Origin of the sequence: Aegicerativicinus sediminis, from assembly GCF_015476115.1 — a bacterium.
In the GTDB taxonomy this organism is placed as follows: domain Bacteria; phylum Bacteroidota; class Bacteroidia; order Flavobacteriales; family Flavobacteriaceae; genus Aegicerativicinus; species Aegicerativicinus sediminis.
In genome coordinates this window covers 2,638,904-2,663,891 of record NZ_CP064295.1, presented here as the reverse complement: position 1 = coordinate 2,663,891, position 24,988 = coordinate 2,638,904, and the positions used below count along the sequence as shown (strand labels likewise).

Below are 24,988 nucleotides of genomic sequence, written 5' to 3'. Positions count from 1 at the left end.
GATAATAATTATTATCGTAATTGCATTATTTGTTTCAAGGAAACTATTGAAAAGTTAAAGCAAGGACAGCATGAAAATATCGTTTAACAGTAATTATTTAATGCTTTTTCTTGTCATATTGATTTTGGAATTAGGATTGGCACTTTGGATTCAAAATGGATTTCTGCGTGTAACTTTTGGTGATTTCTTGGTAGTGATTCTTGTGTATGCCGCGGCGAGATCGATTATTCATATAAAACCAATTTATATGGCTATAGCGGTATTAATCTTTGCCATTGGTGTCGAAACCCTTCAATATTTCAAATTAATTAACCTCCTCGGATTAGAAAACAATATGCTCGCAAGGCTGGTATTAGGAAATACTTTTAGCTTCCAAGACATATTTGCATACATCTTGGGAGTGACTGTAATTTATTTTATCGACTTAAAAACATTTGAACATGAACCATTTTAAAACCTACTTATTCAAAAATTTTGAAACTTTCAGTCTTGTTATACTTTCTAGTATGACTGCAATTATTTTGCTGATGATTCGAATGAAAATCACAAAATCCTTTCACCTTATTTTTTTGGTTTGGAATTTGTTTTTGGCATTTATACCATTTGCAATCAGTTCATTCATCACAACAAATAAACTGAACAAATGGATGCTAGTCCCCTCGACAATTATATGGCTACTATTTTTACCAAATGCTCCTTATATTATAACTGATTTATTGCATGTGAGAGCTAGCCAAAACTATATTGCTTCGTTAGATATTCTCGTCATCACAACTTTTGCAGGAACGGGTTTATACTTGTTTTATTCAAGTCTTATCTCTATGCGAGAGATGTTAATTAGTGTAACACCAAACTGGCTGAAACCAATAGGGTTGATATCTCTTTTAACATTATCCTCCTTTGGGGTTTATTTAGGTCGATTTTTACGATTTAACTCTTGGGATCTAATAAAGGAGCCACAATCTCTCTTTATTGAAAGTGTAAATATTATCGTGCAACCATTGGCAAACAAAAGCGCTTGGCTTTTTATATTTTCCTTTAGTATGTTTTTATTATTAGGTTATAGATTTTTTGAACACTATTTAGTGAAGTCTAAAACCATAGCCTTGAAAAATATAGAATAAATTACTCCAGCCCATCAACATAAGCTTGTAGATATGCAAAACGAGGGGTCAGTTTACCATTTTCCGTAATTTTCGCCCTATCTAGAATACCATCCTTATCATTATTGAAAAATGCTGGAATAACATACTCCAAAAACATTTCACCAAATCCTTCACTAGCATCTTTGGGAAGTTCGCAAGGCAAATTATCCACGGCCATCACGGCGATAGCATTTTCATTTTTGAAGTCCACTTCACTTTCTGATATCGGGTCATAACCATAAATTGGTTCAGCTATTGTCGAAGGTCTTATAGTAGTCGCGACTGGCCCATCTATATCACAGCTAATATCAGCCACCGTGGTTATTTTGAAGTTAGGGTTTTTAACGTCTTCCCGTGTAAAAAGATATGGTGCGCCTTCTCCATAAAAATGTCCTGCAATGTATAAATCAGTAACCTCGGCAAACCGAAAGAAATCTGATCGATACTCCTCAGGATTCGCAAAAAAATCAGCATAGCTTCCCCTTATACCATCCATTCGTTTGTTATATTCTGAGATATCTATATTGCAATAAACTGGTTCCTCGAAAGTTTTCTTTAAATAATCAGCAACCCCAACCTGTCTGAGCCCCATTCCATCAAGCATCTCTTTTGCGCCCTTCCCCACTCGGCCACGACCAGTTAGCAAAATCTTTATGTTTCCTAACTGAATATTTTTAAGATGATTTATAAGGTCTTCTTGGGATTCCAACGTTTCTGCTTTTGGCAAAATATATTTTCTTGATTTTAAACCATAAGCCCGGAAACCATTGTAGGCTCCTACTATACCTGCATAGCGCCCAAATGCAACCAGTCTTGAACCTTTTCCATTCTTCAAGGTTTCATGATCATAAAGCGTAATATTCTTGTTCAAAATAGCCCTTAACAAATCGCGATTATAGGGCTGCTTTTTAATCGTATGTGAAAAGAAAAAATAAGATTTATTCTCAATTAAAGAATCAATTGGCACCTCTTTTACGCCTAATAGAACTTCGCATTGGTCCATATTTTCAGAAACCTCAATTCCAAGTTCGGAATAACTTTTGTCAGTAAATGCCCGTATTTCTGAAGGCTCAATTACGAATTCAGCATCAGGAAATTTCTTTATGGCTTCAATAATTTTTAAAGGTGTAAAAACGACACGCCGATCTGGAGGAGATTTCCGCTCCCTTATAATTCCAAATTTCATTCTGTTCTGTTAGTACCACAAAAGTACGATTAGAAATTAGCTATACCAACAACATTAATCGGCTCTATTTACCTCACTTTCCAATTTTAAAACATGCCCTCCATCCTCTTGTTCAATATACAACGCTTTATTTTCTAATTCGCCCTTCCTAATAATCTTACTACCTTGGATAGTTTTAGAAACTTCTTCAGCATAAGTTTTCTTTACCGTTCCATGGTCTTTTCCATTTCCCCACTTCCAACTAACTTTCGTTCCTTCCTTTATCAAAACATTTTATTTAGTTTGAAAATAATATAGTATCTGGCATGACATTGACTTCATTGGAATAGTTTTTGCCTAATATGTATAGAGACGAAATATATTATTTATGTAATTTTGTCATCCTTTAAAATCTTAAGGTGATTTAATCCATAAGATATAAAGGAATATTTCACATGGGGTCGACTGGTTTTGACAGCAAGACCTGGTGGATAGTAAGCACGTCGTGTAATGGTATTGAAACACGTTAAAGGCTGTACCAAACTTTAAACGGCGAGAATAACTACGCTTTAGCTGCCTAATCTGAATTATAGTAAGATTTCGGCCCATGTTCCCGCTAGGCGGGAAGGCTAAATGTCCCTGGAAGGCCTTGGTTAGCGGCATTCCGACAAGGGGCATCGTAAATGTTAACATAGACAGAATCTAGCTTTGTGGTTCTGTTGAAACCTAAGAAGCTAAGTGTGTCATGGGTGGTCTTTTGCCAGTGTCACATCGAAAAAACAAATAAAGACTAAACGTGTAGAAAGCTGTTTGTCAGCTTGTTTGGACGAGGGTTCGAATCCCTCCGACTCCACGAGTTATTTATAAAAACATCTGGATATCAATTATTTAGATGTTTTTTTATTTATTTTAGTCAGTATTTAGACAGTATATTTTATTTTGTCCTTTATTCGATTTTCAACCAACTGTCAAATTCGATGGAATTATTGTCATCATCTGTAAATTGAAATTGTCCAAATTGAATATATCCATTAACTTTAAGACCATTTGGAATTAATTTAGGGGTATTGAGCATTTCAGATACATGAAGGTTTCCACAAATAGTTAAATTATTCGTCATCTTCACTCCAGAATACCAAAAAAAATCGCTCGTTACAATAATTCTTCCATCATTAATTTTATGGGGAATGGAATTCACCGTGAGATAATTACTAAACTCATTTTGATTAACTAAACCCAAATCCTCATCATTAATATCAATATTATGGTAAGGTTTAATTTGACTATCCTTTTTTAATTGTTCTTTTTTTTGAAGGTATTCTTTATGCCTAATTTTTAATTGATTTTTAAAACTTGTCGAAAAATCATACTTATACCTCCTCTCTAATATTTCAATTGAGGATAAACTCATAATGAAATGGTTTTTTGAAATTTTATCTACGATATAATCAGGGTCAATTTTGAATATTTCTTCAATAGTTTGCCCTGTATATCGAGTTAAATAATCTTCACCCTTTATTGAACTAATTTTGGAATCTAGCCAAAGTTTTAAAAATCCTAAATCATCATTTTCCGAATGGTTATATTTTATTTTTTTTTCTTTTGGAATATAAATTCCACCTATTCTTGATGACCCTAAGGTGAACTCTTTAGTGTCAGTAGATTTATTAACTAGAGTAATATACCCTAAAAACAACAATTTAATTAAATCGGATAAATATCTTTCTGGAGGCACTCCATTTTGCATACATTGAAAGTCCAAAGATTTTAAATCACATTCATCATCGTAATACTCAATTATATCTTGAACTGTAAATAAGGTTCTTTTGACATATTCATTGACCTTATCATAATATTCATCAGATTCTATAATATTCAATATTTTTTTTAATTCCTTTTCCAACAGAATATTTTTAAACTAATACAATCCCAAATTATAAATTCGAGAGGTAAACAAATCTGAAATTTCTGGATATTTTTCCAGGTATTCGATAGAGTTGAAAGAACTAATTGATTCAATTTTTCGGGTTTCAAAATCTAAAACTACTTCTAAAAAATAATTAGAAACTGCATAAATTTTCACTAACCTTAAATTACCAGACCAAGGAATAAAGCTGTCTAGTTCAATCAATCTATTTTCAATCAAATTTTTTAAGTAAATCCTTGTTCTATATTTTAATATAATTTCTCTTGAAAGATTCTAAAACCTGTAAATCAAACAATGGTAGGAGTTTAATATTATCATTAGAGAAGTTTATTAATTAAGCCTCTTCAATCTCATAAACTAAATCTCTAATACCATCCAGAAACAAAATTGTTATGTCCATCAATGATGCAAAATGATATAAATCAATCGTGTTTTTTATAGTCTTCCAATTATGGGAATAAGGAAATCTGAAACTTACACCATTTGGGTCTTCTTCGTGAAATTGATTTAAAATAATTTCAGCCTCCTTCCATTCTTCATCCTGTTCAAATTTCAAACCTGAAGCTAAAATTTTAACGTCGTTCCAGAGCAAATTTAATTTATGAACTTTTTCAATTTCCCCGTTATTAAACGTTTTAAGCTGGGGTTCAATTTCTTGTTTTAACTCATTATTTAGAACTTTAAATCCAGCTCTAATCAATTCCTTAAGTTTTAATTCTAAGCATTGCCTGTAAATAAATATTAAAGGATAGACCAGAAAATTAGAATTTCCCTTTTTCTCAGAAATTGAATCATATATTATTCTAGCTGCTTGAGAATAACCATCCGAATACATAACATCTTTTGAAGCAGGCACTTTTATCCAAGCACCAACACCAAATTCTGACTCCTCTTGAAATAACTTTGTATCTTTTGTGATATTGATACGTGCATCACAAAAACGTTCATCGTGTGCGTATCCAAACCAACTTTCCAAAAGCTCTTCTTCTTTTTTGAGTTTATCTCTTTCTAAACACTTTAGCATCCATTCCCCTTTTTTTCTCGCAATCACTTTATATTCTTCAGGTGTTAATTTTTTCTTTTTAGTCATCTTTCAACTACTTAGTAACTTGCTCTTTTATATTCCCTATACATCCCATCTAAAATCATTGGAAACACCTTTGTATTCATAATTTTCTTATAGAACTCTAACCTATCCCCATAGTATTCAGAAACCTCATCCTTCAACACTTTTTTAAAGTAATCTTTCCTATCATATTCTGAATTATTTCCTTTCATCACAGCATTTAGCTCTTCGTTTTTATCTAAACGTTCCGTTACATTTTGAAGGTCCAACCTATCTTCTTCTGACAAGTCAATACCATAAACTTCATTAATTCTTTCAATTATGTAAGACAATAGATTTTTTTCTTCTTCAGCTTTTAAGCCTCCCGAATCTCCATCTATTGGATACAAAATTCCCGTTTTATCTTCTAATGAAAGGTTCGATTCACCTATCATTTGTATCCTCAGTGAACTTAAGTCAACGGCTTCGGTGATATCTAATTTTTCAGTCTCACCTTTAGGTAGTTTTTTGTTGACATAGCGAAGGAAGACATATAGTTTTTCCCAATTGACTTCAGTAAAGTTGATTATCTGTGAGATGTATGAATATAACCTTGAAAACGACTGAATTTTTGATTTGAAACCATCGCGCTCCTCATCCGTTTCTAATTCTTTCCAATTATCAACAACTTCATTAATTATAGGCTGTAAATTCTCATCTGTTTCGGTTTCTTTATAAAATTCTTTACAAAAACGGTCGATATGGTCATCTGTGAACAGATTATAAGCCTCGATTTCATATTGTAAATCATATAATCTATCTGGCTCAGTTTCTTCTTTAAGTATTGTTGAAGTATAATAAGGCTGAAAAGAATTAACTATTTCCTCAGTATCATTTACAAAATCTAAAACAAATGTGTCAGTCTTTCCAGTTTTGGTTCTATTAAGTCGAGACAAGGTTTGAACACATTGAACACCATTCAATTTCTTGTCAACATACATCGAATGCAATAGAGGTTCATCAAATCCTGTTTGAAATTTACTCGACACTATCAAAAGTCTAAATTTAGGGTCCTTGAAAGCACTAGGAATATTGTTTCCTTCCATTCCATTTGACGAGTTTAAGGAACTTTCGGTAAATTCTTGACCCATTAGGTGAACTGTTCCACTAAATGCGACCAAACAAGAGTAAGAAAGTCCTCTTTCCTTCATTTGCCTAACCATTTCCTGAAAAAACATCACACAGTGTTTTCTGGACCTCACCACGACTAAACCCCTACCTCTTCCATTTATTTTTTTGGAAGTAACTGCAGTAAAATGGTTTAATATGATAGAGACTTTCTGTTTTATTACCTCATCGTGACTATCAACATAATCAACTAATAATTTCATCGCTCTACCTTCTGGTAATTCTTCATCTTGTTCACCAGTCTGTTTTACCTTAAAATATCGCTTATAGGTTGTGTAATGTTCCAACACATCCAATGTGAAGCCTTCAAAAATGGATTGTTTCATTGAATAGGAATGGAAAGGTTCAAAGCCCCCATCTTCATTTTTTGTCCCAAATAGCTCAAGGGTCTTATTTTTTGGAGTTCCAGTAAAACCAAAAAATGAAATATGTTCCTGTTTCCCTCTCGACTCAATTTCTCGACGTATCATTTCCTCATAATCAATTTCTCCATCCTCATCTTCTAACACCTCAACAGATAGCGACTTCTTTAAATGCTTCGAAGTTTCACCACTTTGAGAAGAATGCACCTCATCTATTATTACAGCAAAAGTTTGACCTTTTAATTGAGAAATGGTTTCTGAAATGACTGGAAATTTTTGAATGGTAGTAACTATTATATCCTTGCCTTTTTCCAAATAATCTTTTAGTTGTTTGCTATTAACATCAACAGGACTAACCACACCTTCGGTTTGCTGGAGGTCCTTTAAGGTCTTCTGTAATTGACTATCCAATACCTTACGGTCTGTTATCACCAAAATGGAATCAAACATTCTCTTAACGTCTGTATTTGCCCTATATAATGAAGTTAAAGTATGGGCCAACCATCCAATACTATAAGATTTTCCAGAACCAGTGGTGTGTTGTACGAGATAGTTATGACCAACCCCTTCCTCTTTTACTTTGGACCTTAAACGCCTTATGACATCTAATTGATGATACCGAGGAAAAATTAAAATTTCAGACTTTTCGTTAACAACTTTTTGCAGCTTGTTGCTCCATTCCTTACTTGATTCGACAACAACAAGTACAAAATTTTCTATGATATCTAAAAGAGAGTCTGGCCTGAAGATATCGTTCCACATATACTCTGTGCGATACCCATTTTCAACGATAGGATTTTCAATTCCTTTGTTATAGGGGAGGAAACGTGTTTTAGAACCATTTAAACGGGTAGTCATAGATACTTTATCATTATCTATACAGAAATGCACCAAGCACCGTTTAAATTGTAATAAAGGCTCTCCTAATGGGTTCCTATCGTAGGAATATTGTTTTTCAGAATGTCTAATGTTTTGGCCAGTAAGCTGATTCTTAAGTTCCATTGTAATAATGGGAATGCCGTTTAGAAATAGAACCATATCGATACTATTCTCATTTTTGTTTGAATAGTGCAATTGACGGACACAGGTGAACTTATTTTTCTCGTATTTCTGCTTATGCTCTGGGTTTAATCCACTTTTCGGTTGAAAATAAACCAAATCGAAGGAAGAGCCTCTAGTATTAATGCCTTTGCGGAGAACATCAACTATCCCCCTTTTGGAAATTTGGTCATTTACAACCTTGCATAAATGTCTATCAGTGGAGGTTTCGAATTGTTTGGATAATTTATCGTAATCGTCTTTTTGAGTAGACTTAATAAAGGAAATAAACTCTTCTTTTAGCTGACAATAGTTCTTATCATATTCGGTATAAAGGCGAGAAATGTAACCATTATCAAGCAAGTTTTGCTCTATATGTTTTTCGAATCTTTCCTCGTTAGGTGTCTGCATTATGTCCTTTATTTTATCTATCTATTCCTAATAATTTTCCAAAAGCTAAAAATTACTAAGAATCCAAAAAATACACTCCATAATTCATTTGGGATTATTCCAAAAATTGGCTTAATAACTTCAACATACATATCTCTTAAAAAAGGGAAAAAAGGTAGTACTACTTCCTTAAACATTATATAAATGACATAAATCACAGCTGCGAGAAATGCAATTGATACAACTCCTTTAATAACATCAGTAATTTTAAGTTTTTCCTTTTGTTCCAAAACTGAATTAGTAAAGTTTAATTTACCCCTAATACCTCCTCAAAAACCTTAATTTTGCCAGTAATCACCTCTGATATAAGAGACTGACGGTATTCTTTTAATAACTCTATTTTTTTTTGTTCTAGTTTAATAAGGCGGTCTATTTCATTGGTTTGTATATCTAAGTACTTAGCAATTCCATTTTGTTCTTCCAATGGAGGATGACATATCAAATAATTATCCACATCATCTTTAGTTACTGAAGGAAATGTCGAGCCTGAAATTTGTTTCTGTATATGTATTCTCAACATCATCATAGAATATATCATGAACCATTGACTTTCTTTACTTTTAAGCGAACATACACCTCTTCCAATAGAAACATCCGCATGTGTTATATTCATTCGACCTGTCGTAGAACCTCTTAAACAAAATAACAAACTACCTTTAGAGGTAAATTTTTTAGGGTCCGTGGTCCATTTAAGACTTCTGGTGTAGCCAAAATCTTTTTTAGAATATTCCACTGGTCCATTTATTAAAATAGAGCCTAAGCCTTCATAATTATAAGTTGTATCTGGCGGTGAGATACCATACACTATTTCACATAAATACTTCAATTTAATAGTGGCCCAGTGCTTAGGTATCTCTCCAATCCACTCAACACCTGAATCTTTCATTTCTACATTAGGGTCGAGACCTTTTGTAACCACCTGATTAATTAATGAGGTCCGTTTCTCTTTTAGTAGTTCTATCTTTTTCTCCTTAATTTGAAGTAGTCTGTCAATCTTAGCTGTCTTGTCATCTAAAAACTCAACTATTTTTTGTTGTTCAGCATAATCAGGAACAGGAACTAATAATTGATTTAAATGCGACGGTCCGAAGTTTGGTTGACAAGAACCTGTCATTAGTATTTCTAACTGTATCTTTACAAAATTGCTGTTTAGTATATGCGGTATTAATCGTTTATCAAGCTTATAAGGATTTAAGGAATTTAACCTGATGGTTGAGGTGTTCAAAATTACTTTTTCATCAGATTTATATTCGCAAACCTTCCCCCAAGAGTTACCTGAACTAGAAAGGAGGTAATCACCATTTTGGACTGTAAAATGCTGATATTTTTTTAGATATTCTTCTTCAGATATATACTTCTTTAGTTTATCAAATTCGATACCTGTTTCAGTTATATTGGTCACACAAATGACTTTTGTTCCATCTTCCGTAAACTGAAATGTTCGCAACCCAGGACCTTCCTGAAAGTAAACTTCTCTGTTAAATTTATTAATAATCCAATGGCTAGGAATATCGCCAATCCACTCAACACCTGAATCTTTGTATGCACTATATCTTTCCATCAGGATTGATTTATGTATGATTCTTTAATTAGAGAAATTACATAGTCCACATCTACCTCATCTGGATTTACCGAAATTTTATAATCCCCATTACCCCAATGCCCAACCTTGCTCATATCTCGAGTTAAATTCTTAAAATCGCCATTCATTTCACCCTTTTTCATGTTGAGCATAATACCAATACCGTAATCATAAATTATGAAATCGGCGAATATTTTGTTAGCCTTAAATCCAATGGTTTGTTTTCCAAATTTAATCTCAATATCATCCCCTAATTCTAAAACCCTATTTTTCAATTCAAAATAGAGTTCCACAACTCGCTCTGGTCTCGATTTACTTTTATATAGGTGATACTCTTCATCATATTTCACAATCTGGTTTGATACCTGTTTTACAATATCTGTGCTGTTTTGGTTATCAATGGTATCATTAATATCAACATCAGAACTAGTTTCAATTTTATTTAACCCGACCGTATGATTGTCATATCGCGTAATTTCCCAAAGGTCAAAAGGCACATTTCTAAAATTGATGGAATGTTTCTGGTATTCAGAAAATTTTGGTGAAACAAAAATGATTCTGGATTGGGTCCAGTCTACATCATCACGCCTTAAGTTCTTATTTAAACGCTCATTATATTCTAAGATAAAATCTGCTTTATTGTTTAGCATTAAAGATAGATAGGTATATCCTTGGTCTATAACAGAATAGCTAGACCCTTTTTTATATTCTATAATTACGAAAGCATTTGAAGCTCTATCATAACAAAGGCTGTCTAACCTAAATTGCTGAAGAGGAAACTCTGTTCTCACAAACTCTAGGTCGAACAGTACCTCTACGTTAGCCTCTACCAACTGTTGTATGTCCTTTTCAAGCTTAAAAGATTTAAGAGGTACTTGAGTGAGTTCATTATCTTTTAGGTTATATAACTTCATAATACTATAAGATTTCTTTAAGCAAATTTTCAGACTCTCTTTCCAATGCCAGTAGGTCCTTTGTTATCTCGTTTAAGGGGCGCAGTGGTTTGTATGTATAAAAATACTTAGTAAAGTTAATTTCATATCCTACCTTGTCTTTATCTCTATCCATCCAACTATTAGGTAAATGAGGTTTAACTTCCCTATTGTAATATTCTTCCACATCATCTGTAAGAGGTATCCTTTCACTATCTCTTAACGAAGTATCAGCTTTAAGTGAACCATCTTTTTTCGAAACCAATTCACCATTTTCTTTTAAAGGTTGCTCGATAACCACTTTGGTATATCCAAAGAACTCATTATCGTAAATTTTAGAATATTCGTTTTCTTCGAAGTTATTATAGGTATTGATTAACTCCTCACATTGTTCAGATGAGATTTCTTTTCTTTTAGAACCTAAAGATTTCTTCATTGCTTTATAAAACTGTGAACCATCAATTAATTGAACCTTTCCCTTGCGATTTGGTTTCTTGTCATTGGTTACAATCCATATATAAGTTGAAATACCTGTATTAAAAAATAGTTGGTCAGGTAAGGCAACAATACACTCCAACCAATCATTTTCAATTATCCATCTGCGGATTTCACTCTCACCACTTCCTGCGTCTCCAGTAAATAATGGTGACCCGTTAAATATGACACCTATTCTAGAACCCTCATCTTTCATTTTGGAAATCATATGTTGAAGAAATAATAGTGACCCGTCAGAACTTCTTGGTGTACCAACACCAAATCGACCATATGGGTTTTTAGATTCTTCATCAATAAAATCTTTTTCAGATTTCCAACTCACGCCGAAAGGAGGATTGGTAATCATATAATCAAATTTCCGACCTTCAAATTGGTCAAAAGACAAGGAGGAGCCCAAGCGTATATTGTCTGGGTCCTCTCCCGTAATTAACATATCCGATTTACAAATAGAATACGTTTGTGGGTTTAATTCTTGCCCATAAAGATTTACCATCACTTGGTTTGGGATGTTCTCTGAAATCCAGTCTTTGCCAATAGTTAACATACCTCCAGTACCACAACAAGGGTCGAAAATAGACCTGATAATGCCTGAACCAGTTAATTTTTCCTTATTCTCAGCAAATACAAGGGAAACAAGCAATTTCACTATATCTCTAGGGGTATAATGTTCACCACTTGTTTCATTGGACATTTCTGAAAACTTCCTGAGCAACTCTTCAAAAATTTGGCCCATCGTATGATTATCCACCTTATCTGGATGTAAATCGATATCCGTGAATTTGTCAATAAGCAAATAGAGTTTATTATTCTTAAGAAGCTTTTGTACGGGTTTATCTAGTTGGAAATTTTCTAATATTTCAAAGACGTTATGAGAAAAACCGTTTATATAGTTGGGAAAATTGTTTTTTAGACCATTTGGGTCCCCTTTTAGACGCTGAAGGTCAAAATTAGAACGGTTATAAAACCTTAAACCCGTTTGTTTCATAATAATGGGAGCGGGTTCCACATCATCTTTTAATTCATTATACAATCGAATGACCGTATCCTTTTGAGGCTCAATAACACAATCTAAACGTCTTAAAACCAAGAATGGCAATATGACATCGCCATATTCGTGTTGCTTAAACAAACCGCGTAAAACGTCATCACAGACGTTCCAAATAAAACTGGATATCTCTTGGGAATTGGGCATAAATATTTTTCTTGAAAATTAATTACTAAGGGAGGAATACAATACTACTCCAACTTTTTGAAAAATAAAAGGAATTATTGTAAGTATGTTTGTAGAATAATAATGAACTAATTCGTTTCAATCATTTGTTGAAGCTCTAGAAGTGTTCCAATGGATAATTTGGTCAAATCTAATCTCATTTCTACTGGCACTTCGGTTTCATTGATGTCTATAAAGGATTGAGAAAGTCTCTTTCGCTCATTCTCTGTGGCTATTTGTTTATACAATGCAATTTGTAATGTTGGATTGTTACTATTAAACCATTTTTCTCGGAGGCTCACCTTTAACTTAACTCTATTTTTATTAAGTAGTTCTTTTATAGAGTCCGATTCGTTCAGTTTATGAGCGTAAAAGGTAGTTTTAGAACAAGGCAAATAAGCGATAAGGTCTTCTAAAAAAAGTAAATTGTGACGTTCTATTAATCCCTCTGCTTCTTTTAATATTAAATCAAAATTGTAGGCCATTCTTAACTTGATATTTATCCCTATACTATTAAAACTAACACTATATATTAATAGTTAGTTTCTATAGTTTTTTCAATTAAACTCTTAGCCTTACCCTTAATTAAATTTGATACAATTTGTCTTTTATCCATCTCTGAATTAGATAATATCTTAATTAACTTCTCTCTATGGTATTGAAAGTTGCTTGGGGTTAATTGTTCCCAATAAAATGGATATAGGTACTGAAATTTATTATTGTGATTGTGTAAAGCAATTTCATCCACGTATAAGACATTTTTCCAAGCAGTTGATAACTGTTCCATAAAATAAGTAAAATCAAAGTCTAAAAGGTCCTGAAGGCTATAAATTCCTTTTTCTTTTAAATCATTCATCCTTTGATACTTTAATTCTATTCGAAGAATTTCATGTTTTATATCAAACCCTTTATTTAAATAGTGTAGGGCCTTATCATAAATTTTTAGAACCCTTCTTTGTTGAAAAACTTGGATATATTCTCCTTCATCTTTTGTAAAAACATTTTTGAATCGTTTTCTTCTATACATCAAACATCCTTTGATTACCTCTCTACTTTTGAATTCCGTTAGTCTTAAATTCAATCCGATTTCTAATTGCTTCAATATTAAATTTTTCGGAGATAGATTCAAACGGTGTTGTATATCCCTTACTACATTATTCAAATCCTGTATTGAGAAATCATTAAAATTATGTAAACCCTCATTCGAATACTTATGCAAAGACCCTTCAATTGTAGCAAAATTGTAATTCTTTTCATCCTCAAAGGATTCATAAATTTTGAATTTTAGGTCCCTATAGAATGCTATTTTGTACGGCCTGTAATATTTCTCTTTGAGTCGTCCAGTTCTATCAATAAGCGCGGTGTTGGTTATAGGAATTAATTCGCCATATTCAGATAAATTCCTTTGTTGAAAAGACAATAAGGGATGATTTATAAGAGATATGATATCACAATTTGCAATATGGCATTTTATATAATCGACCACCACCATTTCTTAAAAGTCGCCTATTTCTGGCAAAATGGTTTTAATTCAGTTAGTGACGATTCTATTTCGGAATGTTTATAATAAACCCTTCCTCCAATTTGATAAGCCTTCAAATACCCTTTATTAGTCCAATTATGAAGTGTAGCGAGACTAATTTTCAATAATTTAGTTACCTCGTGACGTGTCAGATATCCATCTTCGTTTGATATTTGAATGTTACTTAAAGCGTCATAGACTTTAATGGCAATTAATTCTTGAAGATTATTTGTATTTGTAGTGTTAGGTTCAATTGACTTTTTCATTTATGTTCCATTAAAATTAATAATGGTCAAAAATCAATTGATTTAGATTGGTTTAAATACCACTGGCATATGACTGGTATCTAATTTTTATTTTAAAGATGATTTATTGATATAATCCTGAAGAACTTTGGTCAAATTATTTAAGAACAACGTTTCGCTGCCTAAACTTCTATTTTTGATTCCTTTTAATAAGCTATCTGGGTCTTTTATTTCTATATTAAAAAACTTGCAAAATTTAGGTATTAAATCTTTTTGTTTGCCTTTAATAGTTCCATTCTCAATTAACGCCTTAATTAATTCAATTAATTCAGTTTGAGAACCTTTCCAATTTACCGTCTCTATATTTTCCTTAAAAGGGAAAGACTGAATATCCAACTGTAAAAGAGCAATTTCTTGCTCACAATTAATTCTAAAGGATGAACCCGTAGTTGTTTCTCCTATGGCATCAATTGCTAGGGCCATTTGATTTGTACTACTTGGTGACAATAAGGTTTTATCTTTTTTATATTGATGTAAAAGGTCCTTCCAATATTCTAGTCTTTCATTGGCTTCTTTAATCTCCTTGGATTTAATCAAAGCTTCATTAAAGGAATCAAGGTTATACAACTCTTTAAACTTCTTATAGTCCATTTGTAATACTTTTAAACAATTCTATTATGAGGATTGCTCAGCCCATATTTTGGCTAATTGCAAACCATAATCAATTGGTTTCTTTCCAATATATTCCAAAAACATTTTTTCTGTGCTATGTGCAGTTATATTCATTAATAAAGGTGTAGGATACTTGGGGTCACCATAGAAATTAGTTGCAAAGGAACGCCTACATATATGAGATGAAATCAATTCATTTTTTTCATATTCACCAAACACAAACCTTTTTTGCTCTTCATCAAATTTCTTTCCACTTACAATGTCATTAATTTCCGCCTTCTTACACATATCTTTAAGGTATCTATTAAATAGAGTCTTGTTACTTTCTTCATTCTGTACGAATCTTGGAGGAAATTCGCCCCCTCTCTTATCTAAAATCTTTCTTACTTCTGGATGAATTGGAATTTGAACTAATTTGTTCGTTTTTACTTGCTCCAACACTATAAAGTCAAAATTTTGAATAGTTTTAATGAAACTCTTGTTCATTCTGAGTAGGTCAGAAACCCTTTGTCCAGTAAAACACCCTATAATAAGCCAGTCCCGCGCAATAGAGTAATTCTCATTGTCAAATTTAAATTCAGCTAAAGTTTTTAATTCACTAAAAGACAACGTGATTTTTGGAACCTTTACAGTAAAACCTTGGAAATAGGGTAATTGAGAGCTTGTTTCTATTCCATTTTTACCTGCATCTATACAAATCGTTTTAATAAATTTTAAATACCTCCCAATTGTATTATCACTTAATCTTTCAATAGTTAAGAAATAATCGATAATATCATTTCTGAACTCATTGTTTACATCCTTAACTAAATAAACCTTCTTTTTATATGCTTGGAAAGCAATGAGTTTATTTACAATGGTCCTATATTTCTTAATTGTCGAAACAGAAAGACCTAGTTTTTTACCATCATTTGATTTGAATTTTAGGTTTTCAATGAAATGTTCACCATACACAATGAGTCCATCTAAAGACTCCTTATTATTTCTGCCAAAAAAGCCATCAATTGTTCTCTCAAGCCAAAATCCGTCTATGTTCACATTTTCCTTTTGGACATCATTAAGATTATCGAGAACATAATTAGAAAGGCCTCTTAATTCGCTTGATAAGTTTTTCAACTCTGCACTTGAAGATTTTGGTTTTCCTGATTTTGCACTCCAATTTTTTGAATTAATATAAAATCCTGTTTTTCGTTTTAAGGATTTATTCTTTGAAAGTGATAATCTTAAATGAATAGATGCTGAATCAGAATTGCTTTGAATTAAAAATTTAATACTCGCCAATAGAATAGATTTAATGTTTAATTGACAAAATTAAAAATTAGTCAGCATTTAGTCAGCCGTTTTTAGATTTATTTAAACAATACTATATTTGTTTAAATCTAATTAGACTATTAAAATTGAGCATTTATAAAGGGATTATGGTAAAACCGAAGAAATTTAAAAGTATGGCTAAAAATAAGTTGTAGTCCCTCCGACTCCACTAAATTAAATAAGGGATAATAAATTATCCCTTATTTAATTTTTTTCACCCTTACACAATTTAAAGATTTATTGTTTGTACCATATTTGTTAAGGGGATTTTGTAAGCCCCTCTTACTTTTTCAAAGAGCAATTCCTTTACATTTCCTTCAATCCTTAAATAAGCATTTGATGTGTATTCTGATTTTTCATTTAATAATATGGCCAACTCATTGGTTTCAATATTATACTTAATTTCCTTAAATGTGCCTGCATCTAAAGTCAACCATATATTGGTAGGTTGAATAAAAACTTTTGATTTTGCTGCCGTTGTAATTTCAACAGTTACAATGTTTTGTTCTTCTTTGATATTTCCTCCAAAGGCCAACCAACCTAGGTCTTCATCTTTCGTTAGATAGGTAGCAGAATTAACTGCATAACCATAAAAACCCGATCCGAAATCACCAGACAAATAATCGATCCTTAAAGAGGAAGGAAAGGAATGGAAGGCAGCAGGACCAAAGCCATCTTCAGTAATATTTGAAATACCACCTAAGAGTCCCCCATACCCTACCTTTAACAAATATAAATTGTCCGGTGTATTTCTATATTGTTTAAGCACAGGAATCGCATTTAATGAAGATCCATAATGGTGAATTTGCCGTTCGATTCGTTTTAACTTTCCGCCATAAAGGAAATCCCAATACCGGCGTGCATTACCGTTATAAGCCCAATGCGGCATATTTGGCATATATGCTAAAATCGCTCTTAATGTAACATTAGCTTTATTGGTATAACCAAAATAATCAGACCACATATAAACCTCCTCCTGCCCTGTGGAATCCCATGGCATCTCACTCCCAAAAGGATATTCCAATGCCTGCCAATGGTCCGCTCTTTTTTTCATCCTTGCTTCTAAATCAGAAGCTAAGTCATAGATATTTTCTCTTTTTAAATCTTCTAGAATAAACAAAAATACAGATCCCTCCATTTGACCAAATTGTGCATAATATGGTGCTTTTTCGACCATAGCAACACTTGTAAGGTAGGCCTGTTTTAAATACCACTCCCACGTTTGATTATCTACCAATCCATCGTAGTATCTCGCAAGTCGATACATTACCCAATAGGCCGCTGCTACATGAGGATAATTATAGGATCTACCCGGATCATTGGCATGTTTATGATTCCATGCAGCCCATGTTTTATAATTAATAGTATCACTATAAGTACCCTTAGGCAATGAATCTGGTTCATAATAAAAAATGCTCTTTTTAACCCCATACTTATGAGGGCCTTTATCGTATTGAAGTTTTCCCCAAAGTGTATTATCAATAAAGGATTGAAGTTTAGCAATTTCATCTTTTTCGGGGCTTATTAGTTGTTTCATTATTGCCGCCAACCAACTCCCAGCTCCACCTTCATCACTTAAACCTGCAATCCATGCCCTTCCATCCTGCTTCACCTGGTTTTTTGTTTCGTAATCGTAGCTGATAACTGATGGATTTCTTTTAAAAATAGGATCAGCTCCTTGAAACCATTGTTCGTTCATAAGAAAATTTCCTAAGTCACTGATAACCTTACCCTCAGGCTTAATAACTTTATAATTTATGGTTTGTCTTAAACCATCCTCATAGGTTATTGTTAGCCGAGACCGTCCCCATTGTTTACCAGTAACAATATATTTTTTAAGCCCTTTTGGCGTTACACCACTTTCTGTAACTTCAAGTGAATTATTCGGATAAATATCAATACTGTTAACCTCACTTGGATAATCAATAAATAACTGAGCTACTATATCTTGGGGAATTACATAACCTGGAATTCCAATAACAACCGGACGTTTTTGATTTTTAAGTGTTTCCGGAATTTCTTCCAATTCCTTTGAAAGCACAAATTTTAATGCAAAATTTTCAGTTTCACCTGGTTTTAAGTCGAATGAAGTGGGGTTATTCCATTGATTTACACCCTTCCATTCATTTTCTGCATAAGCCTTGGTAAATACCATCCATTCATGGAATCCTTCAAAAACGATACTTCTTGGTGTTGGATCATCAAGTAAAGGCCGGTAGGCTTCGAAAGCCATATTTTTTTCAGGTATCACCAATAGTGACGGACCTCTACCACTCAACCTTTTAACTTCTAGGTAACCTGCATCCAAACCTATATAAGGATCATAAAACACATTTTGGGCATGTGTTTCAATAAGGGATTTCCCTTCTAATATATTATTGAATATCATAGGAATGCCTAAAGCTCCAATTTCTATAGTTTTGGTGGAAGTATTTTTTATTTCAAAACGCATGACAAGCTGACCTTCAACTATTTCATAATACCGTTTAATGTTTACCGGTATATCAGTTGGAAGCGTGTTTGCCAAGTCTGCAGCTGCCAATATCGAATCTGAGGGAGCAAGAGGTGTAACTGGAGCTCGTTTCACAGCTGTGGAATAACCCTTCCACTCTGAATCTGAATACCTTAATCTTAAATTAATATCACCTAAGTGGTATGCTCCATCCTTGTCCCTGATTTCGAGCCGATCACTTGGGGTAAAATCAAAATTTGAATTTTCCACTGGTTTGAGGCTCGCAATGGTTTGAGATGCCTTTACAAGTTTCAGTTGGAAATAAGGCGTTTCAAATTTCTGGTATACCTCTGCAATACCAAGAGTTGGTTTTTGCTCTTCAAGTTTACTCCAATAGCTTTGGGCATTCGATGTTAGAGCGAAAATCAGATAGATAAAAACAAAATTAAAATGAATTTTACGCATTATAAAAAGGAGGTAAAAGATTATTATTACGAAATGAACCTTACTTCATTTTACATTTTTTCAAATGAAACATCTAAATAAACGGAGTGTCGGCCATAAGTTTCATAAAAGGGTAAAAATTCAACTCCGTTAATGTTGAATTTCAAATTTCTTGGATCGCCTTTAATAGACTTTCCTAAGTCTGTAGGATCCAAGGTGATTTTTCGCCAATCATTCTGAGGTTCAGACTCTTGGGCTGCTAATAAAATTGGTCCGTAAAATAAACTTGCAATATTCTGCTGGTCCATGACTGGTTCAAGATGAAAACCAAAAGGCATGGATACATCTACAATATCGCCCTCTTTCCAATTTCTTGATAAGGTTATATAGGATGTAGGATGGGCCTCCACATTTTGTTCTATTCCATTAACCTTAACAATATAACCGTTAGTTGCCCAAGCTGGAACGCGTAGATTTAAATCAAATTTTCCATTCCCACCAATAATAAGTTTGGTATGGTCTTCATTTGGAAAATTTGTTTTCTGTTCCACAGTTATTCCCCTTTCAGACCATTCTAAAATTGAAGGGATAAATAGATTAACAAATAAGGATTGATTATCTAAACTTTTGAAATAAATGGTATTCTGAAGTTTGGTGCTACTCTCTAAAGCAGTACCATTACAACAAGTAAACCCAGACATATCAGGATTCCCAAAACTCTTTATTGATCCTGGCCTTAAAGGAACATGGTAAGTATTTGCCGGGCTATTCTCTGCTACTGAAGCTAGGATATGATTATAAAGTCCACGTTCATAATAATCCATCAATTGGGGATCCTTTTTAAATTGATAAAGATATCGGGTCAATTTTAAAAGGTTGTAAGTTGCACAGGTTTCATTTTGACCACCTTCTGAAAATCCATTTTCGTATAAAGTGGCTGGCTGACCAACAAAGCACTCAGCATTTGCAGGATTACGTGCCCCTGCCACACCCCCAATACTGTACATATAATCATTTGTTACTCTATTCCAAAAATTATCTGCAATATTGAAATACTTTGGATTATTAGAATTTCGATACATTTCTATGGCTCCCATAACCTGTGGAATATGCTGGTTGGCATGTAGGCCCTTAAAAGTATCAACATTTTTTGCCAAACCGTGAGAATGATTTGCATCACCATAAAACATTTGAATATTATCAAATATAATGGCTGTTTTCAGAAATTTTTCATCTCCTGTAATTCTAAACATACGAGCCAATACTTCATTCATTCCACCAAATTCACCTGCTATATATCTGTTCCACATGCTTATTAGTGTATCCGTGGGTAATTGCTCTAAACGTGCATTTACCCAATTACCCATTCCCCTTGCAATATTAAGTGCCTTTTCATTTCCGCTTACCTCATAAATATCTAATAATCCTGCAAGAATTTTATGAAGTGTGTAATATGGTGCCCAAATTTGATTTTTTTGACCCCCATAAGTTGCACCATGTTCCAACATTATAAACTGATCTGGTGGATAGGCACTAATAAAACCTGTTCCCCAATTCCAGTAATCATGTCGAATACCTTCCTTACTTAAATCAGAATCAAAATCAGATTTACCACTGGCTGGTTTAACTTTAATTGGATCGGAAATAAATTCACTCTCTGCTTCTTTTGGATTTCCAGACATAACAGCCAAATCATAGAGTGAATCTATCATATAATCCATTTTCTGGGCAAAATTTGACTGTAAGTTTTTATCATATTGAGTACTTGCATAAGCCTGAGCCAAAGCTGTTAAATAGTGACCCGTAGCATGTCCTCTTAACTTAGTTTCCTGACTATCCCAGACCCCCAAAGGTTTAGCTCCATTTGGTTGTTGCTGGCCGAATGCATCTCGAAACATATACAAGAAATCATCGGGATTGGTAAGTGCAAGAGTATCGATAAATTTGCTGCGGTTTTCAATAAATTTACTCTTATTACCATTAGAAGAACTTGTCATTGACACTTGACTAAGTTTAAAAGGTTCTAATTGAAATTTTGGAGTATTTTTTGTCTCCAAAGAATCAATTATAATAGTTGCTTTTGGTATTAATGAACTTCCAGGAATTCTTCCAATAATGGTATATTGACCTACTTTTAGGACCTTAGAATTATCTGACTCTTCAGGCCATAGGACCCTTACATCTGGTCCCTTAATTCCATTTTGATATACACCTTTTAAAAATCTGGGCAATCGCGGTAGATTGCCAACATTAGTCTTCACTTCAACATTATTAACTGAAACTAAATATTGATTGTACAATTGAGGATGAGAAGAAGGAAATTGTGGAAGGTTAACGACTTTTTTCTTTTTATCGCCAATATTATCAGAATTCTGCTTTGTAGAATTATTGTAAATTTTTAAAACTTGGTCTTCTTTTAAAGGAATACGATAAATTCTAAAATCGTGCAATTTCCCATTAAAAAATGAATCACCATTAATAGATTTACCTATAAAAAATTTGATTGGATTTCTTTTATTATGAAAAAGCAAATCTGAAATTGAACTATTTGGAACATTAATCTCCTTTATTAAAATACCATTAATAAAAGTTGACATCGATTTAGATGGACCATTAATAACTAGTGCTAGATTAATCCAATTGTTTGAACCTAATTCAGTAGAAAAAGGCAAGTGCGTTGTCGAACCTTCAATTTCTATACCTGAATAACCTCCAGAACTTGAAGCGGAAATAAAGAGGTGGTTCTTATTATTATGGCCATAATCAAACAATGTTTGGTCAGGCTCCATTGAATGTAAATTGTACCAAAAAGTAATGCTAATCGACTCGACATCATTGACAACTTCCATAGGCAAGGAAATAAAATTTTTATCCTCGTCTGAAAGCAAAATCACTTTTTTAAATAAACTATCCTTTACAAAAATTGGACCTGAACCGTTAAATTCAGCGTGCATGTTGTTTCGAGACCAATCTTTTAAATCTCCATCCAAAACATATCGGGCAATAAGACCAGTTTCACCTATACCATCCAAGATCTGGTCCCCGCTTTGTGCGAATATTGAATATAAACCGCAAAACCAAATGATTAATGACTTTCTAAAATTTACCTTTTTTATCCCAATCTTGTTTATTTTATTCAATTTCCAAGACTAAATATAATAAACAAAAAAAGAGGTCCTTCTGTTATTTTCATAACTAGAACCTCTTTTCGGTAATTAACTCAAATAATTCTTCCTTTTTTTACAAGAAAGTCAAGCTAGTCTTAAATATTATTCTTCAGGTACAAAAACCCATGTCCAACCTGTAGCCCACGCAGCGTTGGGTACAAATAAAACTAATCTATCTTCAGTTAATTCAACAATATTAAAAACCCCTGAATTACCACCTCCGTCGACAGATCCAGGAATATTGGCGCCTTCTACAGTTAATCGTTGGTTTGCAATGTCCAGAACAAAACTTCCTGTGGCTGTAGCTGCCCCACTAGCGTCTGCATAATAGGTGAAATTGGCACCCCCATCAAGGTCGAAATGCATTTTACCAGCGGCATCTGAAGGAGGACAGCAATCACCTGCCGCATTCCACCAAATTCCCCAAGGATTGTTGGGATCAGACATAAACCACCATTGCCTACCATCAGATGCAGGACCACCATCAAAAACCCAACTTTTTCCTTGAGCAGTATTTTCGCTGACAAGGTCGTACCAATCTTGCTCCAAAGGAGTGTCTAATTGGTCAATTTGTACATTTATGGTTTTTTCAAAGAATTCCCCACCTAAGGTACCAACAAAAGTAAATGTATTGTTGCCGGGTATAGGGTAGACAATTTCAACTTTATTTGTTAAGGCTTTTCCTAAATTATAATCCCAATAACCCGTTATTCCAGGGGTTATCATTTCTAAAACGATTTTATTACCTCCTGGGGTACTTTGGGTTGCAATTAATTCAACCCCATCTACATTCGTAGAATTTTGCAAATGCTGCTCATCCACAATAGGATCACAAGCTGTGATTAGCAGCATCAGAGCAACTATTGTGGAATAAATTACTGTTATTCTTGTTTTCATAATTCTAATTTTTTTCAATTTTAATTCCAGCCAGGGTTTTGTTCATAAACTCCACTGGATAATCTAACTTCGGTTTCTGGTATAGGCACCAAACCTTTAGTTTCAGGTCTATAATTTGCTTTATACATTGCGTCAACTCCAGAATTATTAACTTGGATAGTTCCGTCGAAAGCAGAATTAACATCTCCCCAACGTACTATATCAAACCAACGCAATCCTTCAAATGCAAACTCATGTAAACGCTCTTCCTTTAATTTTTCAAGGGAATAACCTCCATCAACTGGATCTAATCCTGCCCTTAAACGTACGGCATTCATACCATCTGGAGTTTGGGTAATTTCAGAGTGCATTAACAGAACATCGGCAAATCTCATAAAAATAAAATCTTGGGCATGCATTAACTGAAAATCAGCATTTCCCCATCCATATAATTGAACAAACATTCCTTTAACTTCAGAACCTCCTGGAACAGGGAACTGTATGGAGGTATATTTTTTATTAAATAAACCTGTTTCATGATCTCCTTGATCTGGTGTGTAACCTAGGGTTGCATCATCTTCATTGTTTACTCTTATTATAGATCCAAACTTACGAGGATCGTCATCATCCCAAGAACTGTATAATTTTGGATTGACCGTACACCAACCCCAACCTTGACCAAAAGGAATCAAGGAATTACCTCTTATACTGGTAAAAAGAGCATATCTATTGGTATAAATGTTACCATTATTCCAACCCCAGTCACCAAAAGAAAATCGTTGAACGAACATAGATTCCATATTTCCAGTACCAAATGTTGGATTTGCACCGTCTTGCCCTACCCATTCTAAATCTTCATCATCAGCATATTTCAATACTGTTTGACCGGCGGCCTGATTCGCATATGAATATGGCCATAAATTCCTAAAATCAGATGCTAGTGCATAGCCACTATTATTTACACAATCTTCCAAATAACCAGCTACATCTGAAGCACTTAAGGAACCTCCATCTACCAAAGGTAAGGAATTTGTTGCTTGTCCCTCAATATTGGTCATGTAACCCGTATAATATAAGAAAGCTCTACCTAAGTAAGCTTCAGCTACCCATTTATTAGCATGTCCATATTGTGATGTTGGTATGCTAGGGAATGGTGTTGCAGGCATTCTTTCAATTGCAGTTTTTAAATCTGTAGCAATTTGAGCATATACTTCAGTAATTGAAGATCTAGGAACAGTTCTATCCCCATCTACAGTTACGATTAGAGGCACACCACCGAAAAATTTAACCAATCTAAAATAGTAGAAAGCTCTCATAAAGTAGGCTTCACCTATTGCTTGATCCTTGAAATCCTCAGCTGCTTCGGTAGAAGCAAAGAAGGTTGAGAAATCGGCAGATTCGGTATTTTCAATAATACCGTTTGCTCGAGAAATTCCATTGTAGGATTGCACCCACATATCTCGGTAGGTATCTTCTAAAGGATCCTCAAAATTATCAACCCATTTAGCACTTTTATCATCTGGGCCTCCGCCTCCTAACATCATATCTGACATTAGACCGGCAGCAATTGCTTCATTACTATGAGGATTTACAGTATAAATTGCATTGTAAACACCAGCCATTGCCTCTTCAATATCTGATGGAGTTTTATAAAAGCTCTCCAAACTTTTACCATATAGGTTTTCAGTATCCAGATCATCTTCACAGCCCATGAATAGAATCACAGCTACAAAACTTAAATAATAGATTATTTTTTTCAT

At 33.6% G+C, this 24,988-nt stretch carries 20 protein-coding genes and 1 other RNA gene; 3 read left to right on the top strand and 18 right to left on the bottom strand.

What is annotated here, in order from left to right:
- The first annotated feature begins 70 nt into the window (after positions 1-70).
- Both ISU00_RS11510 and ISU00_RS11505 read left to right on the top strand, forming a co-directional pair.
- The gene (locus tag ISU00_RS11510) at positions 71-454 is read left to right on the top strand and encodes a ribosomal maturation YjgA family protein (RefSeq protein WP_228850808.1); all 384 of its coding nucleotides are present in this window, start codon (positions 71-73) and stop codon (positions 452-454) included.
- Complete coding sequence (locus ISU00_RS11505; protein WP_228850807.1) at positions 441-1,124, top strand: DUF1361 domain-containing protein; 684 nt, start codon at positions 441-443, stop codon at positions 1,122-1,124. The genes ISU00_RS11510 and ISU00_RS11505 overlap by 14 nt, the downstream gene beginning before the upstream one ends.
- A gap of 1 nt (position 1,125) precedes the next feature.
- On the opposite strand, the gene ISU00_RS11500 is transcribed toward ISU00_RS11505, so the two are convergent.
- The gene (locus tag ISU00_RS11500; protein ID WP_228850806.1) at positions 1,126-2,331 is read right to left on the bottom strand and encodes an NAD(P)-dependent oxidoreductase; all 1,206 of its coding nucleotides are present in this window, start codon (positions 2,329-2,331) and stop codon (positions 1,126-1,128) included.
- 54 nt (positions 2,332-2,385) lie between these two features.
- Entirely contained in the window at positions 2,386-2,598 is a 213-nt protein-coding gene (locus tag ISU00_RS11495; protein ID WP_228850805.1) for a hypervirulence associated TUDOR domain-containing protein, read from the bottom strand.
- A 169-nt stretch (positions 2,599-2,767) separates the two neighbouring features.
- On the opposite strand from ISU00_RS11495, the gene ssrA reads away from it, so the two are divergent.
- Positions 2,768-3,166, top strand: a transfer-messenger RNA (tmRNA) gene (gene ssrA / locus ISU00_RS11490).
- 90 nt (positions 3,167-3,256) lie between these two features.
- Here the strand turns inward: ssrA and ISU00_RS11485 are convergent.
- From ISU00_RS11485 to ISU00_RS11410, 16 genes are all read right to left on the bottom strand, one after another.
- A complete protein-coding gene (locus ISU00_RS11485; protein WP_228850804.1) occupies positions 3,257-4,213 on the bottom strand; it encodes a hypothetical protein in 957 nt (318 codons plus the stop codon).
- Positions 4,214-4,228: 15 nt separating this feature from the next.
- The gene (locus ISU00_RS11480; protein ID WP_228850803.1) at positions 4,229-4,456 is read right to left on the bottom strand and encodes a hypothetical protein; all 228 of its coding nucleotides are present in this window, start codon (positions 4,454-4,456) and stop codon (positions 4,229-4,231) included.
- Between the two features lie 115 nt (positions 4,457-4,571).
- Positions 4,572-5,327 (bottom strand): hypothetical protein, encoded by a 756-nt coding sequence (locus ISU00_RS11475; RefSeq protein WP_228850802.1) that lies wholly within the window; start codon positions 5,325-5,327, stop codon positions 4,572-4,574.
- Positions 5,328-5,338: 11 nt separating this feature from the next.
- On the bottom strand, positions 5,339-8,281 hold the full coding sequence (locus ISU00_RS11470) for a type I restriction endonuclease subunit R (RefSeq protein WP_228850801.1): 2,943 nt from the start codon (positions 8,279-8,281) through the stop codon (positions 5,339-5,341).
- 286 nt (positions 8,282-8,567) lie between these two features.
- Positions 8,568-9,881 (bottom strand): restriction endonuclease subunit S, encoded by a 1,314-nt coding sequence (locus ISU00_RS11465; RefSeq protein WP_228850800.1) that lies wholly within the window; start codon positions 9,879-9,881, stop codon positions 8,568-8,570.
- Positions 9,881-10,816: a DUF5655 domain-containing protein gene (locus tag ISU00_RS11460; RefSeq protein ID WP_228850799.1), complete on the bottom strand. Its 936-nt coding sequence runs from the start codon at positions 10,814-10,816 to the stop codon at positions 9,881-9,883. The genes ISU00_RS11465 and ISU00_RS11460 overlap by 1 nt, the downstream gene beginning before the upstream one ends.
- Before the next feature lie 4 nt (positions 10,817-10,820).
- On the bottom strand, positions 10,821-12,521 hold the full coding sequence (locus ISU00_RS11455; protein ID WP_228850798.1) for a type I restriction-modification system subunit M: 1,701 nt from the start codon (positions 12,519-12,521) through the stop codon (positions 10,821-10,823).
- A gap of 107 nt (positions 12,522-12,628) precedes the next feature.
- Complete coding sequence (locus ISU00_RS11450; RefSeq protein ID WP_228850797.1) at positions 12,629-13,024, bottom strand: hypothetical protein; 396 nt, start codon at positions 13,022-13,024, stop codon at positions 12,629-12,631.
- A gap of 47 nt (positions 13,025-13,071) precedes the next feature.
- Positions 13,072-13,959 (bottom strand): hypothetical protein, encoded by an 888-nt coding sequence (locus tag ISU00_RS11445; RefSeq protein WP_228850796.1) that lies wholly within the window; start codon positions 13,957-13,959, stop codon positions 13,072-13,074.
- Between the two features lie 86 nt (positions 13,960-14,045).
- Positions 14,046-14,327, bottom strand: a complete 282-nt coding sequence (locus tag ISU00_RS11440; RefSeq protein ID WP_228850795.1) for a helix-turn-helix domain-containing protein — start codon at positions 14,325-14,327, stop codon at positions 14,046-14,048.
- Positions 14,328-14,414: 87 nt separating this feature from the next.
- Positions 14,415-14,957 carry an RteC domain-containing protein gene (locus ISU00_RS11435; protein WP_228850794.1) on the bottom strand — a complete coding sequence of 181 codons (543 nt, stop codon included), beginning with the start codon at positions 14,955-14,957 and terminating at the stop codon, positions 14,415-14,417.
- A 24-nt stretch (positions 14,958-14,981) separates the two neighbouring features.
- Positions 14,982-16,259, bottom strand: coding sequence for a phage integrase SAM-like domain-containing protein (locus ISU00_RS11430; protein WP_228850793.1), 1,278 nt, complete (start codon positions 16,257-16,259; stop codon positions 14,982-14,984).
- Positions 16,260-16,518: 259 nt separating this feature from the next.
- On the bottom strand, positions 16,519-19,206 hold the full coding sequence (locus ISU00_RS11425) for a DUF5695 domain-containing protein (RefSeq protein ID WP_228850792.1): 2,688 nt from the start codon (positions 19,204-19,206) through the stop codon (positions 16,519-16,521).
- 50 nt (positions 19,207-19,256) lie between these two features.
- Positions 19,257-22,217 (bottom strand): beta-L-arabinofuranosidase domain-containing protein, encoded by a 2,961-nt coding sequence (locus ISU00_RS11420; RefSeq protein WP_228850791.1) that lies wholly within the window; start codon positions 22,215-22,217, stop codon positions 19,257-19,259.
- Between the two features lie 237 nt (positions 22,218-22,454).
- Positions 22,455-23,249, bottom strand: coding sequence for a hypothetical protein (locus ISU00_RS11415; RefSeq protein ID WP_228850790.1), 795 nt, complete (start codon positions 23,247-23,249; stop codon positions 22,455-22,457).
- A gap of 20 nt (positions 23,250-23,269) precedes the next feature.
- Complete coding sequence (locus ISU00_RS11410) at positions 23,270-24,988, bottom strand: RagB/SusD family nutrient uptake outer membrane protein (RefSeq protein ID WP_228850789.1); 1,719 nt, start codon at positions 24,986-24,988, stop codon at positions 23,270-23,272.